The following is a 14573-nucleotide window of genomic DNA, read 5'->3' as shown; positions in this document are numbered from 1 at the left end:
AGCCTACCCGCTCCGTTCGCCCTGAGCCTACCCGCTCCGTTCGCCCTGAGCCTACCCCCCCGTTCGTGCTGAGCTTGTCGAAGCATGAACGGCCAGCGCTCATGGCATTGGGGCGTGCCCGACCACCACCTCCGCCGCGTCGTGCATCTTGGCGAATTCGCGCGCGGGAATCGGAATCTCGCCGCGCGCCATGCGCATCAGCAGCGCATGCAGCATTTCCGACGACAGCCCGTGCAGCACCAGGCGGTAGGCCGCATACAAGGTGGTCATCGGCACCAGCGGGTGCTTGTTGTTGAGCAGCACCAGGTGCTCGGGTGAAGCCAGGATCTTGGCGCAGTAGATCGCCACGGTCTCGTCGAGCTGCAGCGAATTGCTCGCGCGCCAGAAGTCGTTGTCGGTCAGCAGCAGCTGGTAGACCGGCGTATAGATCTCGATGGCGCTTTGCAGATCCAGCAGGTTGAACCGGCCGCGCGGCATGTCCTCGAGCCGCAGTTCTGGCTCGTGCAGCATCGAGAAGTCGGGCTCGGGCACGGGCACCAGCTCCTTGTTTTCCGCGCGCAAGGCCTTGTTCAGGCGGATGACGAAATTGAACAGGTTCAGGTCATGGCGCAGGAACAGCTCGTCCTTGACCTCGTCTATGGTCATGGGCTTGAGCGGCGCGGTGCTGACCGGCACGGGCGAATTCGCCGAGACAAAGGACAGCACCTGCGAGCCCAGGTGGAAGTGCCGCATGATCAGCCAGTTGGCCTCGGGCGAGACAAAGCGGTTCATGCTGAACGCCAGCAGCCGGTGCAGCAGCATGGAATGCGACCAGCGCTTGGGCAGGAAGATCTTCAGCAGCTGGATGATGATCATCGACACGCGTGCCATGGGGCGCACCAGCGGCAGGAAGAACTGGCGCGAGCTGCCGCTGCAGTCGCGCAGCCACGCGGCCTTGACGTCGTCGGGCAGGGGCGTGCTCTGGTCTAGGTACAGCGCCAGCCAGGGGCTGGGATCGCGCTCGTCCCAGTGATGATCGGTGTATTCGTTCTTCATCAGCGCTTCCTTATTGTTCCGGCAGCACATGCTGGAACTGCATCAGATACATCGCCGCCGTGTGGCGCGCGCACTGCAATATGGCTTGCTGGGCCGTGCCCGTGCTGTCGAGCTCCAGCGTCATTTGCACCGCCATCAGCCAGCGCTCGAGATGGTGCTCGTCGTTGGCGCCGTGGTATTCGAGGAAGCGAAAGGCGTCGGGCGGCAGGGCCAGCGCGGCGCGCAGCAGCGGCAGCAGGCTGGGCACGATGCGCTGGCCCGTGCCTTCAATGATGTAGATCGCGCCCAGCAGGCCTATGGGGTTGGGTGTCGCCGCCAGGCTGTGCAGATAGGCATTGAGCGCCTCGCCGCCGGGATTGCGTCGCAGCGCGGTGATGTCGGTCTGCGTGCCGCCGGCCTTGAGGTAGTCGCTGTGCAGGATCTTGAAGTCGTTCTGCTCCTCGCCCGCATGCAGGTCGATCAGCGCAGCCAGCGCCGCATAGTCGCCGGTCAGCGAGGCCGCGCCTTCGCGCATCCACAGGCTGCCTTCGCGCACCTGCGGAATCCACTGGCTCATCCAGCGCACATAGTCGCCGGTGTGCAGCTGGCGCGTGCGTATGCGCTGCAGCAGCGGCGTGCGCCAGACGCTGGAGCGGTAGTCCTGCCAGATGCTGGCAAGTTCGGTCAGCAGCGGGGCCAGCGCCTTGGGGGCCGCTGCCGGGTCATGCGGCGGCGCAATGGTGCTGACATCGGGCAGGGCGTCATGGGCAATGGCGTCGCCGGCCTGGGCGGGCGGGCGCGGATAGGCGGCCAAGGCGGGAGCCGGGGTGTCCGCCTCGACCTCCCACAGCATGTAGCCGGCCGTGAAGCGGCCGGACTCGGGAATGAAGCACAGCACGCTGTCGCCGGCTTTCAGGCTGGAGCCCTTTTGCTGCAGGAACTCCGACAGCATGATGAAGATCGACGCCGCGCCGGTGTTGCCGCGCCAGGCCAGATTGCTCCACCAGCGATCGCGCGGAATGCTCAGCTGGGCCTTGCCCAGCAGGTCATCGACCACGGGTATGAAGCGCTCGGACGAGTAGTGGCACAGGAAGTGGTCTATGCCGCGCTCCGGCACCCAGCCCTTGTGCGCGAGGTCGGCGTATTCGTGGATGCAGACGTCGAACAGGTGCGGCAGCAGGCGTATGTCCTGGCGCAGCGCCAGCGCGCCCGCGGCCTCGGCATCGCCCCAGGCAGGGAAATCGAGATGGCTCTGGCTGCGGTCGGCCGTGAGGCCCAGCTGCATGCACACCGGGTAGTCGCCGGCAAAGCTGCGCAGGTGGGTCCACTTGAGTTTCAGCCGCAGGCCGTTGACCTGCGGCAGGCCCTGGGGGCCGCCCAGCAGCACCGCGCCCGCGCCATCCGACAGCATCCAGCGCAGGAAGTGGGCGTCGAAGTCGGTGTCGTAGCCCTGGGCCGCGAAGCGCGAGCGCTTGAACAGCCGCGAAGGCATTTCGCTGGCCACCGACAGCGCCAGGGAATGGGCGCCGCTTTCCACCGCCATGGCCGCGGCCTGCAGCGCGCCCACGCTGGCCGCGCAGACGCCGTGCACCGAAAGCGTCTCCATCGGCGGCGCGGCCATCTCGCCCTGGATCATGCTCGCAAAGCCGGGCATCAGCGCATCCCCGCCCGACGAACCGCTGGACAGAAAGCCGATATCGGCCAGCGACCGGCCCGCTCCCGCCAGCGTCGCTTCGATCGCGCCGGCGGCCATCTGCGCGTTGCTGAACACGGTCGCGCCCGCGCCGTCGATCGCATAGTGGCGCGTCAGGATGCCGTTCTCGGCCAGGATGCGGCGCTTGAGGCGCTCGGAGATGCGATTGAGCGGAGCGACAAACGCATCCATGCCCGCGTTGTCCACGGGTGCGCCGGGCAGGAACATTCCCGCGGATTGAAGATAGACGTTGGAATAGGCGACAGGCATGGCGTATTGGTTGTTGATTATTGGATGGCGTTGGCAGGCATCTGCGCCCGGGTGCGCGCCGCGGGCCAGACCAGGCCCAGCACGAACACCCGGCCCATATAGGGCAGCAGGCCGCGTTCGTTGAGATCCGGGTGCACGCGCTGGCGGTAATGCTCGGCATGCAGCCGCGTCAGCTGCGACCAGTGGGCCTGGGGGTGCTCATGGTGGGCCGTATGCAGGCCGATGTTGAACAGCAGCGGATTGACCCAGCCTTCGAAATTGCGCGCGTAATTCAGCGGCGTGCCGGGCATCTTGCGCTGCGCGCGCGTCAGCGGCCGGCCGTCGGCATGCGCATGCTGCAGGTAGTTGGTCGCGAGCAGCCAATGCAGGCCGTGCAGTTGCGGCACGATCACCAGCAGCAGCGCCTTTTGCCAGTCGAGCGCCAAGAGGATGGCCCAGCTGCCCAGCCACAGCGCGTATTGGCCCATGCAGTAGCGGAAGGCGCCGGGCGAATGCCTGCGCAGGCGCGCCAGCCAGCGCAGGAACAGCGGGTAGAGCACCAGGCCCGCCTGCAGCGGGTGGATCAGATAGCCCCACAGGTGGTTGGTATCGCCGCCGAATTCGGGCCGGTAGGTGCGCGCGATATCGCGCGGGCCATGGCGAAAACGGTGGTGGTTGCCCACATGCGCAGGCCAGAACACGAACGTCGGGTGGCCTTGCAGCAGTGTGAGCCAGTAATCGGTCAGGCGGTTGGCGCGGCGGCCATGCCACATGCGCAGGTGCGTATGGTTGTGGTGGATCACGCCCGTGCCCAGCGTCAGGAACAGCGTCAGGCCGTAGAGCAGCCAGTGGAAGCCATGGGTCCATTGCCACCAGACCAGCAGCGGCAGCGCAAGCATGTAGGCCACCGATTGCCAGTCGCGCCCATGGCGCAGCCGGGGAAGGTGCCGCGCCATCTAGCGCGCGCCCGGCGCGGTCTTGACCTGGGTGCGCATGAGCCGGTCCATGAATGCGAGTGCAAAGCCGTAGTTGCCGGCCGGGCGCGCATGGTGCATATGGTGGCGCCGGCTCGCTGCCAGCGGGTGGGTGTCGGAGACTGATGGAAAGAAATCGTAATTAGCGTGACCAATTACATTGAGCAGCAGGCTCAGCACGGGCACGCTGGCCAGCGACCAGAACGAGAAGTCATGCACCAGCATGGGCAGCAGGATGATGTTGCCCAGCATCATGGCTTCTATGGGGTGGAAGCTGTAGGTCGACCAGGGCGTGGTGACCACCGAGCGGTGGTGGTCGCCGTGAAAGCGCAGCAGCCGGCGCGTGTGCAGCAGCCGATGGTTGATCCAGAAGTGCACGTCGTTCCATATCAGCAGCACCACGATTTCGAGCGCAATGCGCCCGGCGCTGGCGTCGGGCGTCAGGCGCGCCCAGCCCAGCTGCAGAAAACCCCAGGGCACGATCATTCCCAGACCGAACACCAGCACCGAGTGAAACGACTGGCGCCATTCGCGCCGCAGCTGGTCGGGCTTGAGTGCGCGGGTATCGAGCGGCCGGCCTATGCCGCGGCGCGCGAGCGCGCGCGTCAGCGCCGACATGCCCCAGCCGCCGAGGCAATACAGGCCGCCGAAAAACACCAGCCCCAGCGCCATGACCTGCCAGGCTGAGAGTTGGATGAACCAGGTACCAGTGTCCATGAAGTCTCCGTGACGTGAACGCCGTCCAGCCGGCGCGATGATGGCCGGCTGCGCGGCCGGCGTTTCAGCGTCCGATGGCGAACACCACGGGAGTGCGGTTGTCGGCGGGCATGGGCAGCTGCTTCCAGTCGCGCACCAGCCGGCTCTCGATGCGCGCCGTCGCCAGCGTCAGGCCCGCGGCCAGCGCCAGGCGGCTGTTGGGCTGCAGCGTCTGCAGCAGCGCCTGCCACAGCGCGGGGTTGCGGTAGGGCGTCTCGATGAACAGCTGGGTCTGGCCCTGGCGCAGCGCCAGCGCCTCGAGCTCGCGAATGCGCTGGCCGCGCGCCGCGCTGTCCTGGGGCAGATAGCCGACAAACGCGAAGTTCTGGCCGTTGAGGCCGCTGGCGGCCAGCGTCAGCAGCAGCGACACCGGACCGACCAGCGGCACCACCGCCAGGCCCAGGTCATGCGCGGCGCGCACGATGGAGCTGCCCGGGTCGGCAATTGCCGGCATGCCGGCTTCGCTGACCAGGCCGATGTCGTGGCCGGCGAGCGCGGGCGCGAGCAGCTGCTTGGCGTCGAACACCGCGCTGCCCTTGTCGCCGTGGTCGCCCTTCTTGTGCGCTTCACGCGGCAGCTCGACGATGGACTGCTCCTGCAGCGTTGCCGCGAGCGGGAAGAGGGGAGCGATGCGGTTCAGGTAGCCGCGCGTGCTCTTGGCGTTCTCGCAGATCCAGTGCGTGAGGCCGGCGGCGCGGCGCAGCGTGGCTTCGGGCAGCACATCGGTCAAAGGGGACTGGCTGTCGCAGCCGAAGTCCAGCGGCGCGGGAACGAGGTACAGCGTGCCGCGCGCAGGCTTGGTGGAAGTGTTCATGGCAATTGCATTCCTGCGGCGCGCAGCAGCGCGGTGGTGCGGATCAGCGGCAGGCCGATCAGCGCGGTCGGGTCGTCGTTGAGGATGCGCGTCAGCAGGCTGATGCCCAGGCCTTCGCTTTTGGCGCTGCCCGCGCAGTCGTAGGGCTGCTCGGCGCGCAGATAGCGCTCGATCTCGTCGTCCGTCAGGTCGCGAAACTGCACTTCGACGGTGGCCAGCTCGGTCTGCGCAAAGCCGCTGGCCTGGCACACCACGCTCACGGCGGTCTCGAACAGCACCGTCTGGCCGCGCATGGCCTGCAGCTGGCGCACCGCGCGCTCGTGGGTCAGCGGCTTGCCCAGCGGCTGGCCCGCGAGGTCGGCGACCTGATCGGAGCCGATCACGATGGCTTCGGGGTGCAGCGCGGCCACGGCGCGGGCCTTGGCTTGCGCCAGGCGCAATGCAAGCGCGCGCGGCGCTTCGCCGGGCAGCGGCGTTTCGTCGACTTCGGGCGAAGCGGTCTCGAAAGGCAGGCCCAGACGGGTCAGCAGCTCGCGGCGATAGCGCGAGGTCGAGCCCAGAATCAAGGGACGCTGGCGCAAAGGGTTCGGAGTGGCAGGGGATTCAAGCATGGGCCGATTCTCTTACACTGGCCGCCATGACCAAGGAATTTTCCCCGGAACGGCTCGATGTCAAGGCGTTTGCGCAAGCGCAGGCGCACATCGAAGGCCAGGAACCGCTCTCGCAATTCAATCGCCTGGCGCTCGAAGCCCAGGGCCCGCACGACGGTGTGCAAGTACGCTGGGCCGCCGAGGGCGAGCTGCGCGCCGAAGCCGGCGCCGAGCCCCAGATCTGGCTGCACCTGCAGGGCGAGACCGACCTGCCGATGATCTGCCAGCGCTGCCTCACGCCCGCGCCTATCGCCCTCGACGTGGAGCGGTCTTTCCGCTTTGTCGCCGATGAGGCCACGGCCGAAGCGCTCGACGACGAAAGCGAAGAGGACCTGCTCGCGCTGAGCAAGGAATTCAACCTGCTCGAACTGCTCGAGGACGAACTGTTGATGGAGCTGCCCGTGGTTCCGTTGCATGATGAGTGCCCCGAAGCTGTGCCTCTGGCTTCGAGCGACGAGGATTTCGAGCAGGCCAACAGCGAGAAGCCCAATCCTTTTGCGGCGCTTGCCGGCCTGCGCATTTCCAAGCCCAAGCCATAATTTCCCGCTGCACGCACACCTAAAACAAGACACAGGAGCCGCCTGCGGCGAAGCCGCTTCGGGGGTTATTTACGCTTTCTTCATGTTTGCGTTATACTCTTAGGCTTCTCGCGAATCCCCTCGTGTCTTCAATGGGCTGATCGCGTTTTTTACCAACCCCTTCAAGACTCAGGAGCCATCATGGCTGTTCAGCAAAACAAAAAATCCCCTTCCAAGCGCGGCATGCACCGTTCGCACAACGCTCTGAACGTGCCCGGCATCGCTGTCGAGCCGACAACGGGTGAAACCCACCTGCGTCACCACATCAGCCCCACCGGTGTCTACCGCGGCCGTCAGGTGCTGAAGAACAAGTCTGAAGCCTGATCTTCGACCGCTCCCACAGGGCCCGCGGCTACAAAAAAAGTAGCGCGGGCTTTTGTGTTTTTGAACGCATGATTTTTTCTTTGAGACCTCAATGCAGGTCCGCAAGTCGCCCATGATCACACTGGCTGTTGACTGCATGGGGGGCGATCACGGCCCCCGCGTCACGCTCGCGGCGTGCCGTCAGTTTCTCGACAAACATCCTAAGGCGCGGCTGCTGCTGGTAGGCAAGCCTGAAAGCCTGGAGTCGTTCCAGCATGAGCGCGTCACCCTGGTGGCGGCGTCCGAAGTCGTCGGCATGGATGACCCCGTCGAGGTCGCGCTGCGGCGCAAAAAAGACTCTTCCATGCGTGTGGCCATTGAGCAGGTCAAGTCGGGCGCCGCGGCCGCTGCCGTCTCGGCCGGCAATACCGGTGCGCTGATGGCCATCGCGCGCTACGTGCTCAAGACGCTCGACGGCATAGACCGTCCGGCAATCGCCGCCCAGCTGCCCAACAGCAAGGGCCATGCGACCACGGTGCTCGATCTGGGCGCCAATGTCGACTGCACCGCCGAGCATCTGCTGCAATTCGCCTTCATGGGCACGGCCCTGGTCTCGGCGCTCGAGGAGAACTCCAAGGTCTCGGTCGGCCTGCTCAACATCGGCGAGGAAGCCATCAAGGGCAGCGATGTCATCAAGCGCAGCGGCGAGCTGCTGCGCAAGGCGGGCCAGGCGGGCGACATCAATTTCTTCGGCAATGTCGAAGGCAATGACATCTTCAAGGGCACGGTCGACATCGTGGTCTGTGACGGCTTCGTCGGCAACGTGGCGCTCAAGACCAGCGAAGGCGTGGCCTCGATGATCAGCAACGGACTCAAGCAGGAGTTCAAGCGCAACATCCTCACCAAGCTCGCGGCCGTCGTCGCCTATCCGGTGCTGTCGGCGCTGATGAAACGCATGGACCACCGGCGCTACAACGGTGCCGCGCTGCTGGGCCTGCGCGGCCTGGTTTTCAAGAGCCATGGATCAGCGGATGCGATTGCTTTCGAGTACGCATTGACCCGGGCGTATGATGCGGCCTGCAATAACTTGCTTGACCGCGTTCAGTCCCGGATTGCCCGTGCAGCTCCTTTGCTGGACGCCGTGCCAGCCACTCCGGTTCCGGCAGTGTCGGCGTCTTGAGCTTAAAAACAGATGAGAATTTATTCCCGCATCACCGGCACCGGAAGTTATCTGCCTCCGCGGCGCGTGACCAATCAGGACATGCAGGCCGACCTGGCCACGCGTGGCATTGAAACTTCCGACGAATGGATTGTCGAGCGCACCGGCATCCGGGCACGGCATTTCGCCGAACCCGATGTCACGAGCAGCGACCTGGGTCTGGAGGCCGCGCGCAAGGCGCTGGAGGCCGCGGGCCGCAGGCCCGAGGAAGTCGACCTGATCATCGTCGCGACTTCCACGCCCGACATGGTCTTTCCTTCGGCCGCGACCATCCTGCAGCACAAGCTTGGCGCCAACGGCTGTCCGGCCTTTGACGTGCAGGCCGTGTGCAGCGGCTTCGTCTACGCGCTCACGGTGGCCGATGCGCTGATCCAGACCGGTTCGGCCAAGTGCGCGCTGGTCATAGGCGCCGAAGTCTTCAGCCGCATTCTCGATTTCAACGACCGCACGACCTGCGTGCTGTTCGGCGACGGCGCGGGCGCGGTGGTGCTCGAAGCTTCCGAGCAGCCCGGCATCCTGGCCAGCGATCTGCATGCCGACGGCAAGCACAGCGCCATCCTGTGCGTTCCCGGCAACGTCTCGGGCGGCCAGATCCTTGGTGACCCGGTGCTCAAGATGGACGGCCAGGCGGTGTTCAAGCTGGCCGTGGGCGTGCTCGAGAAAGCCGCGCGCGCCACGCTCGACAAGGCCGGCATGACCGATGCCGACATCGACTGGCTGATTCCGCACCAGGCGAACATCCGCATCATGCAGAGCACGGCCAAGAAGCTCAAGCTGCCGATGGAAAAAGTCATCGTCACTGTGGATCAGCATGGCAATACCTCGGCCGCATCGATTCCGCTGGCGCTCGACCATGGCGTGCGCTCCGGCCAGATCAAGCCCGGCCAGAACCTGCTGCTCGAAGGCGTGGGCGGCGGCTTCACCTGGGGCGCGGTGCTGCTGAAGCTGTAAGCCGCTGCAAGCTACCCGGGGCGGCGAGGCCGCCCTTTTTTTCACCAAAATCAAAGCAAGACCATGAGCATGAAGAAATTTGCATTTGTCTTTCCTGGTCAGGGCTCGCAGTCCGTGGGCATGCTGGACGCATGGCAGGACCACCCCGTGGTGGTCCAGACCCTGGCCGAAGCCTCCGATGCGCTCGGCGAGGACGTCGCCCGCCTGATCCATGAAGGCCCCAAGGAAGCGCTGGCGCTGACCACCAACACCCAGCCGGTGATGCTGGTCGCGGCCATCGCCGCCTGGCGCGTGTGGAACGCCGAAGGTGGCGCCCAGCCCGCGGCCCTGGCCGGCCATTCGCTGGGTGAATACTCGGCGCTGGTCGCCTCGGGCGTGCTGACGCTGGCCCAGGCCGCGCCGCTGGTGCGCCTGCGCGCCCAGGCGATGCAGGAGGCCGTGCCCGTGGGCACGGGCGCCATGGCCGCCATCCTGGGCATGAATGCCGATGCCGTGAAGGCCAGCTGCGCCGAAATCACGGCCAGCCTGGGCGGCGCCGAAGTTGTCGAGGCCGTGAATTTCAACGATCCCTCGCAGACCGTGATCGCGGGCAGCAAGCTGGCCGTAGAGAAGGCCTGCGAGGCCCTCAAGGCCGCGGGCGCCAAGCGCGCGCTGCCGCTGCCGGTGTCGGCGCCGTTCCATTCGAGCCTGATGAAGCCCGCGGCCGAGAAGCTGCGCGTCGCGCTGGCACAGACCACGTTTGCCGCGCCCCAGATTCCCGTGATCAACAACATCGACGTCGCGGTGCAGACCGAGGCCGATGCTGTTCGTGATGCCCTGTACCGCCAGGCCTTCGGCCCGGTGCGCTGGGTCGAGTGCGTGCAGGCCATGAAGGCCCGCGGCATCACCCATCTGGTCGAATGCGGCCCGGGCAAGGTGCTCGCGGGCCTGACAAGGCGCATCGACGCCGAACTCGTGGGCGCAGCCCTGTACGATCCGGCCACGTTGGCCGAAGTGAAGGAATTGTTCGCATGACAGAAACCAAGCCCCAAATCGCTCTTGTGACCGGTGCCACGCGTGGCATAGGCGCGGCCATCGCGCTCGAACTGGCCGGTCGCGGCTACCACGTGGTCGGTACGGCCACCTCCGACAGCGGCGCCGAGCGCATCACCGAGGCCCTCGCGGCCTTTCCCGGCTGCCGCGGCGTCAACCTCAACGTCACCGACGGCGCGGCCGTCGAGGCCTTGGTGGACGGCATCGTCAAGGCCCAGGGCGGCCTGCATGTGCTGGTCAACAACGCGGGCATCACGCGCGACCAGCTGGCCATGCGCATGAAGGACGAAGACTGGGATGCGGTGATTGACACCAATCTCAAAGCGGTCTTCCGCGTGAGCCGCGCCGCGATCCGCCCGATGATGAAGCAGCGCTTTGGCCGTATCATTTCCATCACCAGCGTGGTCGGCGCATCGGGCAACCCCGGTCAGGCCAACTACGCCGCTGCCAAGGCCGGCGTTGCCGGCATGACGCGCGCGCTGGCGCGCGAGCTCGGCAGCCGCAACATCACCGTCAACTGCGTGGCCCCCGGTTTCATTGAAACCGACATGACCGCGCAGCTGCCGCAGGAGCAGCGCCAGGCGCTGCAATCCCAGATTGCCCTGGGGCAACTGGGTCAGCCGTCCGACATCGCACACGCTGTCGCCTACCTCGCATCCACGGGTGCGGGCTATGTGACAGGCCAGGAATTGCATGTCAACGGTGGCATGTACATGTAATTGTCAAGAGTCACGCCGTATGTCCGAGCGGCGAGTTGTGCAGGGGTTTTGCCCTGAGCAGCTAGAATCGCGGATTCATTCACAACCCCCAGAGGGAAACCATGAGCGATATCGAAGCACGTGTCAAAAAAATCATTGCCGAACAACTTGGCGTGGAAGAGTCTCAAGTCACCAGCGAAAAGGCCTTCGTGGCTGATCTGGGTGCAGACTCCCTGGACACCGTGGAACTGGTGATGGCTTTGGAAGACGAGTTCGGCATCGAGATCCCCGACGAAGACGCCGAGAAGATCACGACGGTGCAAAACGCCATCGACTACGCCAATACCCACCAAAAGGCCTAAAGGCCTGCGCACACTGCGCGTTCAGTAGAAAGTTTTACGCATGAGCCGTCGTCGCGTTGTCGTGACCGGCCTGGGTTGCATCAGCCCCGTGGGTAACACGGTGGCGGATGCCTGGGCCAATATTTTGGCCGGCCAGTCCGGAATTGACCTCATCACGAAGTTCGATACTTCGAACTTCTCCTGCAAGATTGCGGGTGAGGTCAAGGGGTTTGATGTCGAGTCCTATATCAGCGCAAAAGATGCGCGGGGAATGGACAGCTTCATCCACTATGGCATTGCGGCTGCGGCGCAAGCCGTGCAGGATGCAGGCTTGCCTACGGGCGAAGCCTTGTCCGACGAACTTGCCACGCGCATTGCGTGCGTGGTCGGTTCAGGCATTGGTGGCCTGCCTCTGATTGAAAACACCCAGATCGAACTGGGTAACCGCGGCCCGCGCCGCATCACGCCGTTTTTCGTGCCCGCGTCCATCATCAACATGGTGGCCGGACATGTGTCCATGCGTTTTGGCTTCAAGGGGCCGAATATCGCTGTGGTCACGGCGTGTACCACCGGTTTGCATTGCATCGGTGAAGCGGGTCGCATGATCGAGTACGGCGACGCCGACGTGGCGATTGCTGGCGGCACGGAAGCGACAGTCTCGCCTTTGGGCGTCGGCGGTTTTGCCGCGATGCGCGCGCTTTCCACGCGCAATGACGATCCAAAGACCGCTTCGCGCCCCTGGGACAAGGACCGTGATGGTTTTGTGCTGGGCGAGGGTGCAGGCATGCTGGTGCTCGAAGAGTACGAACATGCAAAGGCCCGCGGTGCCAAGATTTACGCCGAACTGGCAGGCTTCGGCATGAGTGCCGACGCCGGTCACATGACGGCGCCCAACATGGACGGCCCACGCCGCGCCATGCTCAACGCCATGCGCAATGCAGGAATCAACGCCGACCAGGTGGATTACCTCAATGCCCATGGCACCTCCACGCCTCTGGGCGACCTCAACGAGACCAACGCCATCAAGGCGGCGCTCGGCGACCATGCGAAAAACATGGTGGTGAGTTCGACCAAGTCGATGACCGGCCACCTTCTGGGTGGCGCGGGCGGCATCGAAAGCGTGTTCACCGTGCTCGCGCTGCACCACCAAAAGGTGCCGCCGACGATCAACATCTTCTCGCAGGATCCGGAATGCGATCTTGACTACTGTGCGAACACCGCACGGGACATGAAGATCGACGTGGCGCTGAAGAACAACTTCGGTTTCGGCGGGACCAATGGCTCGCTGATCTTCAAGCGGATCTGATCACTTTTCAGCCGCGCACCATGCCCAGGCGCCGTACTCCCGCAAATTTGCCGGCGAGTCGGCGCTTTTTTCATGGGGCGGCGCGATGACACGCGGCGCACCGATGCGCCTGCGGTATGCGCTGGTGCGCCCAGCGCCGGCGCTTGGCTGGGGGCTGGCGGCCTTGGCAGGCGTGGCCGCGGCCGGGCTGCTGGCCTGGGCGCAGCAGGGCGCAAGTCCCTGGCCCGCGGCCGTCGGCCTGCTGCTGTGGCTGGCGGTCGGCGCGGGCGCGCTGCAATGCTGGCGGCAGTGGCCCGAGGGCTGGCTCGAATGGGATGGCGGCCAGTGGTGGCTGCAGCGCCGGCGCGGCGCGTTGCCCCAGGCATTGCCCGCGGCGCCCCGGGTCTGCTGGGACGGCCGGGACTTCCTGCTGCTGCATGCGAGCGGGCGTCTGCGCGGCGGCGGCTGGCTGTGGCTGCAACGCGCCAGCGCGCCCGCGTCGTGGGGGGATCTCAGGCGTACGGTATATTGGCGCCCCGACCTGTCTGCATGACGCCGCGCATCCGGACTGTCATGCGCGATACTAGGCCGGCCCCGAACGATTCAATGAACCCTTCCGTGACCCCTCCCTCCACCAGCGACAGCGACCTCCAATTGGTGGAGCGGACCAATGCCGGTGACCAGCGGGCCTTCGAGCTGCTGGTGATCAAGTACCAGCGCCGCATCGAACGCCTGATCGCGCGCATGGTGCGCGACACCGATCAGGTTCAGGACATCGCCCAGGAAACGTTCATCCGCGCCTATCGCGCGCTGCACCAGTTCCGCGGCGAGGCCCAGTTCTACACCTGGCTCTACCGGATCGCGGTCAACACCGCGAAGAAGGCGCTGCTCGACATGAAGCGCAATCCGGTGGTGTCCGAATCGGCTTTACGCAGTCAGAGCGATGAAGATGAAACTTCTCACCTCGGACAAGAACTAACCACGGACGAGACACCGGAAACCGTTCTTGCGGCACAGGAAATCGCGCAGGCGGTGAATGCCGCGATGCAGGCCTTGCCCGAAGAGTTGCGTCAGGCGGTGACGCTGCGGGAAATCGAAGGTTTGAGCTACGAGGAGATTTCCGCAGCGATGGGGTGTCCGATCGGCACGGTGCGTTCGCGCATCTTTCGTGCACGTGAGGCGATTTCCGCGCGGGTCAAACCCATGCTGGAAAACCAGACGGGCAAGCGTTGGTAGTGGTGGACGTAGCCGGCTCTGAGCAGCGGGCGCAGGTGGATGACATCATGAATGAAGATCTGAACCAAACTCAAAGAGAACAGTTGTCGGCGCTGGCCGACGGAGAGCTCGCGGCCGACGACATCGCGCAGGCGCTGGCGTTCGCCGACAGCGATGAGGGTCGACAGACCTGGCAGCTGTACCAGCTGGTCGGCGATGTGCTGCGTTCGCCCGAACTGGCCCACCATGCCCAGCACGACGTGCTGTCGGGTGTGCGTGCCCAGATCGCGAAGGAGCCGCGTCCGCAGCTGCAGACCGTGCCGCTAGTGCCGATTGCCGCGGCGCGCGGGCCCGACAGGGCGGCGAACAGCAGCGTTTTCCGCTGGAAGATGGCCGCGGGCATGGCTTCGGTCGCGGCCGTGGCCGCGCTGGGCTGGAGTTCGCTGCTGACCGACGGCGCGGCGTTCTCGGCGGGCGTGCAACTGGTGCAGGGCGGCGCGCCCCAGCAGTCCGTGCCCACCGAGGTCGTGGCCATGCAGGCCGGCGACGGCGCGCCCGTCATGCTGCGCGATCCGCGCCTCGACGAGCTGCTGGCCGCCCACCGCCAGTACAGCAGCGTCGCGGCGCTGCAGATGCCGGCCAACTTCCTGCGCAACGCGAATTTTTCGCAAGCTTCTGCGCGGCGCTGAGCGGCCGCGCGCGCGCTGCAAACGGCGGGCAATCGGTGCATGATGGCGTGCAAGGGCGCCAGCAGTGCTTGCTGCAGGGAACCAAATAGCTGGAACGCTTTCCAAACTGTGT

At 65.5% G+C, this 14573-nt stretch carries 17 protein-coding genes; 11 read left to right on the top strand and 6 right to left on the bottom strand.

The window, feature by feature from the left end; genetic code table 11:
* Positions 1-99: 99 nt before the first annotated feature.
* From RR928_RS10340 to RR928_RS10315, 6 genes are all read right to left on the bottom strand, one after another.
* Entirely contained in the window at positions 100-1035 is a 936-nt protein-coding gene (locus RR928_RS10340; protein ID WP_332549453.1) for a DUF6999 family protein, read from the bottom strand.
* 10 nt (positions 1036-1045) lie between these two features.
* Positions 1046-2977, bottom strand: coding sequence for a beta-ketoacyl-ACP synthase III (locus RR928_RS10335; RefSeq protein WP_332682426.1), 1932 nt, complete (start codon positions 2975-2977; stop codon positions 1046-1048).
* Between the two features lie 17 nt (positions 2978-2994).
* On the bottom strand, positions 2995-3912 hold the full coding sequence (locus tag RR928_RS10330; RefSeq protein ID WP_332536728.1) for a fatty acid desaturase: 918 nt from the start codon (positions 3910-3912) through the stop codon (positions 2995-2997).
* Positions 3913-4647 (bottom strand): sterol desaturase family protein, encoded by a 735-nt coding sequence (locus tag RR928_RS10325; protein ID WP_332536730.1) that lies wholly within the window; start codon positions 4645-4647, stop codon positions 3913-3915. It lies immediately after the preceding gene.
* A 64-nt stretch (positions 4648-4711) separates the two neighbouring features.
* On the bottom strand, positions 4712-5500 hold the full coding sequence (locus RR928_RS10320) for an SAM-dependent methyltransferase (RefSeq protein ID WP_332549449.1): 789 nt from the start codon (positions 5498-5500) through the stop codon (positions 4712-4714).
* Positions 5497-6111, bottom strand: coding sequence for a Maf family nucleotide pyrophosphatase (locus tag RR928_RS10315; RefSeq protein ID WP_332536732.1), 615 nt, complete (start codon positions 6109-6111; stop codon positions 5497-5499). The genes RR928_RS10320 and RR928_RS10315 overlap by 4 nt, the downstream gene beginning before the upstream one ends.
* 26 nt (positions 6112-6137) lie before the next feature.
* Between RR928_RS10315 and RR928_RS10310 the strand changes: the two genes are divergently transcribed.
* The 11 genes from RR928_RS10310 (at position 6138) to RR928_RS10260 (ending at position 14461) form a co-directional block, all read left to right on the top strand.
* Positions 6138-6689 carry a YceD family protein gene (locus RR928_RS10310; RefSeq protein WP_332536733.1) on the top strand — a complete coding sequence of 184 codons (552 nt, stop codon included), beginning with the start codon at positions 6138-6140 and terminating at the stop codon, positions 6687-6689.
* A gap of 180 nt (positions 6690-6869) precedes the next feature.
* Positions 6870-7052, top strand: coding sequence for a 50S ribosomal protein L32 (gene rpmF / locus RR928_RS10305; protein WP_159917732.1), 183 nt, complete (start codon positions 6870-6872; stop codon positions 7050-7052).
* A 112-nt stretch (positions 7053-7164) separates the two neighbouring features.
* Positions 7165-8211 (top strand): phosphate acyltransferase PlsX, encoded by a 1047-nt coding sequence (gene plsX, locus RR928_RS10300; RefSeq protein WP_332536735.1) that lies wholly within the window; start codon positions 7165-7167, stop codon positions 8209-8211.
* Positions 8212-8223: 12 nt separating this feature from the next.
* On the top strand, positions 8224-9201 hold the full coding sequence (locus RR928_RS10295; RefSeq protein WP_332536737.1) for a beta-ketoacyl-ACP synthase III: 978 nt from the start codon (positions 8224-8226) through the stop codon (positions 9199-9201).
* A 69-nt stretch (positions 9202-9270) separates the two neighbouring features.
* Entirely contained in the window at positions 9271-10215 is a 945-nt protein-coding gene (gene fabD, locus RR928_RS10290) for an ACP S-malonyltransferase (protein WP_332536738.1), read from the top strand.
* Positions 10212-10952 carry a 3-oxoacyl-ACP reductase FabG gene (gene fabG, locus RR928_RS10285; RefSeq protein WP_332536740.1) on the top strand — a complete coding sequence of 247 codons (741 nt, stop codon included), beginning with the start codon at positions 10212-10214 and terminating at the stop codon, positions 10950-10952. Before fabD ends, fabG begins: the two co-directional genes overlap by 4 nt.
* 101 nt (positions 10953-11053) lie before the next feature.
* Positions 11054-11293, top strand: a complete 240-nt coding sequence (gene acpP / locus RR928_RS10280; protein WP_048441207.1) for an acyl carrier protein — start codon at positions 11054-11056, stop codon at positions 11291-11293.
* Between the two features lie 40 nt (positions 11294-11333).
* Positions 11334-12578 carry a beta-ketoacyl-ACP synthase II gene (gene fabF, locus RR928_RS10275; RefSeq protein ID WP_332536742.1) on the top strand — a complete coding sequence of 415 codons (1245 nt, stop codon included), beginning with the start codon at positions 11334-11336 and terminating at the stop codon, positions 12576-12578.
* 85 nt (positions 12579-12663) lie between these two features.
* The gene (locus tag RR928_RS10270; RefSeq protein ID WP_332536744.1) at positions 12664-13110 is read left to right on the top strand and encodes a hypothetical protein; all 447 of its coding nucleotides are present in this window, start codon (positions 12664-12666) and stop codon (positions 13108-13110) included.
* A gap of 53 nt (positions 13111-13163) precedes the next feature.
* On the top strand, positions 13164-13793 hold the full coding sequence (gene rpoE, locus RR928_RS10265; protein ID WP_332536746.1) for an RNA polymerase sigma factor RpoE: 630 nt from the start codon (positions 13164-13166) through the stop codon (positions 13791-13793).
* Positions 13794-13840: 47 nt separating this feature from the next.
* Positions 13841-14461 carry a sigma-E factor negative regulatory protein gene (locus RR928_RS10260; RefSeq protein WP_332536748.1) on the top strand — a complete coding sequence of 207 codons (621 nt, stop codon included), beginning with the start codon at positions 13841-13843 and terminating at the stop codon, positions 14459-14461.
* Positions 14462-14573: the final 112 nt, after the last annotated feature.

It is taken from the genome of Comamonas sp. (assembly GCF_036666375.1).
GTDB lineage: Bacteria > Pseudomonadota > Gammaproteobacteria > Burkholderiales > Burkholderiaceae_C > Comamonas.
The sequence above is the reverse complement of the archived record's forward strand: the minus strand, read 5'-3'. Positions and strand labels throughout refer to the sequence as shown.

Coding starts and splice junctions, on each gene's coding strand:
- RR928_RS10340 (WP_332549453.1), bottom strand. CDS start 1,035: ATGAAGAACGAATACACCGATCATCACTGGGACGAGCGCGATCCCAGC.
- RR928_RS10335 (WP_332682426.1), bottom strand. CDS start 2,977: ATGCCTGTCGCCTATTCCAACGTCTATCTTCAATCCGCGGGAATGTTC.
- RR928_RS10330 (WP_332536728.1), bottom strand. CDS start 3,912: ATGGCGCGGCACCTTCCCCGGCTGCGCCATGGGCGCGACTGGCAATCG.
- RR928_RS10325 (WP_332536730.1), bottom strand. CDS start 4,647: ATGGACACTGGTACCTGGTTCATCCAACTCTCAGCCTGGCAGGTCATG.
- RR928_RS10320 (WP_332549449.1), bottom strand. CDS start 5,500: ATGAACACTTCCACCAAGCCTGCGCGCGGCACGCTGTACCTCGTTCCC.
- RR928_RS10315 (WP_332536732.1), bottom strand. CDS start 6,111: ATGCTTGAATCCCCTGCCACTCCGAACCCTTTGCGCCAGCGTCCCTTG.
- RR928_RS10310 (WP_332536733.1), top strand. CDS start 6,138: ATGACCAAGGAATTTTCCCCGGAACGGCTCGATGTCAAGGCGTTTGCG.
- rpmF (WP_159917732.1), top strand. CDS start 6,870: ATGGCTGTTCAGCAAAACAAAAAATCCCCTTCCAAGCGCGGCATGCAC.
- plsX (WP_332536735.1), top strand. CDS start 7,165: ATGATCACACTGGCTGTTGACTGCATGGGGGGCGATCACGGCCCCCGC.
- RR928_RS10295 (WP_332536737.1), top strand. CDS start 8,224: ATGAGAATTTATTCCCGCATCACCGGCACCGGAAGTTATCTGCCTCCG.
- fabD (WP_332536738.1), top strand. CDS start 9,271: ATGAAGAAATTTGCATTTGTCTTTCCTGGTCAGGGCTCGCAGTCCGTG.
- fabG (WP_332536740.1), top strand. CDS start 10,212: ATGACAGAAACCAAGCCCCAAATCGCTCTTGTGACCGGTGCCACGCGT.
- acpP (WP_048441207.1), top strand. CDS start 11,054: ATGAGCGATATCGAAGCACGTGTCAAAAAAATCATTGCCGAACAACTT.
- fabF (WP_332536742.1), top strand. CDS start 11,334: ATGAGCCGTCGTCGCGTTGTCGTGACCGGCCTGGGTTGCATCAGCCCC.
- RR928_RS10270 (WP_332536744.1), top strand. CDS start 12,664: ATGACACGCGGCGCACCGATGCGCCTGCGGTATGCGCTGGTGCGCCCA.
- rpoE (WP_332536746.1), top strand. CDS start 13,164: ATGAACCCTTCCGTGACCCCTCCCTCCACCAGCGACAGCGACCTCCAA.
- RR928_RS10260 (WP_332536748.1), top strand. CDS start 13,841: ATGAATGAAGATCTGAACCAAACTCAAAGAGAACAGTTGTCGGCGCTG.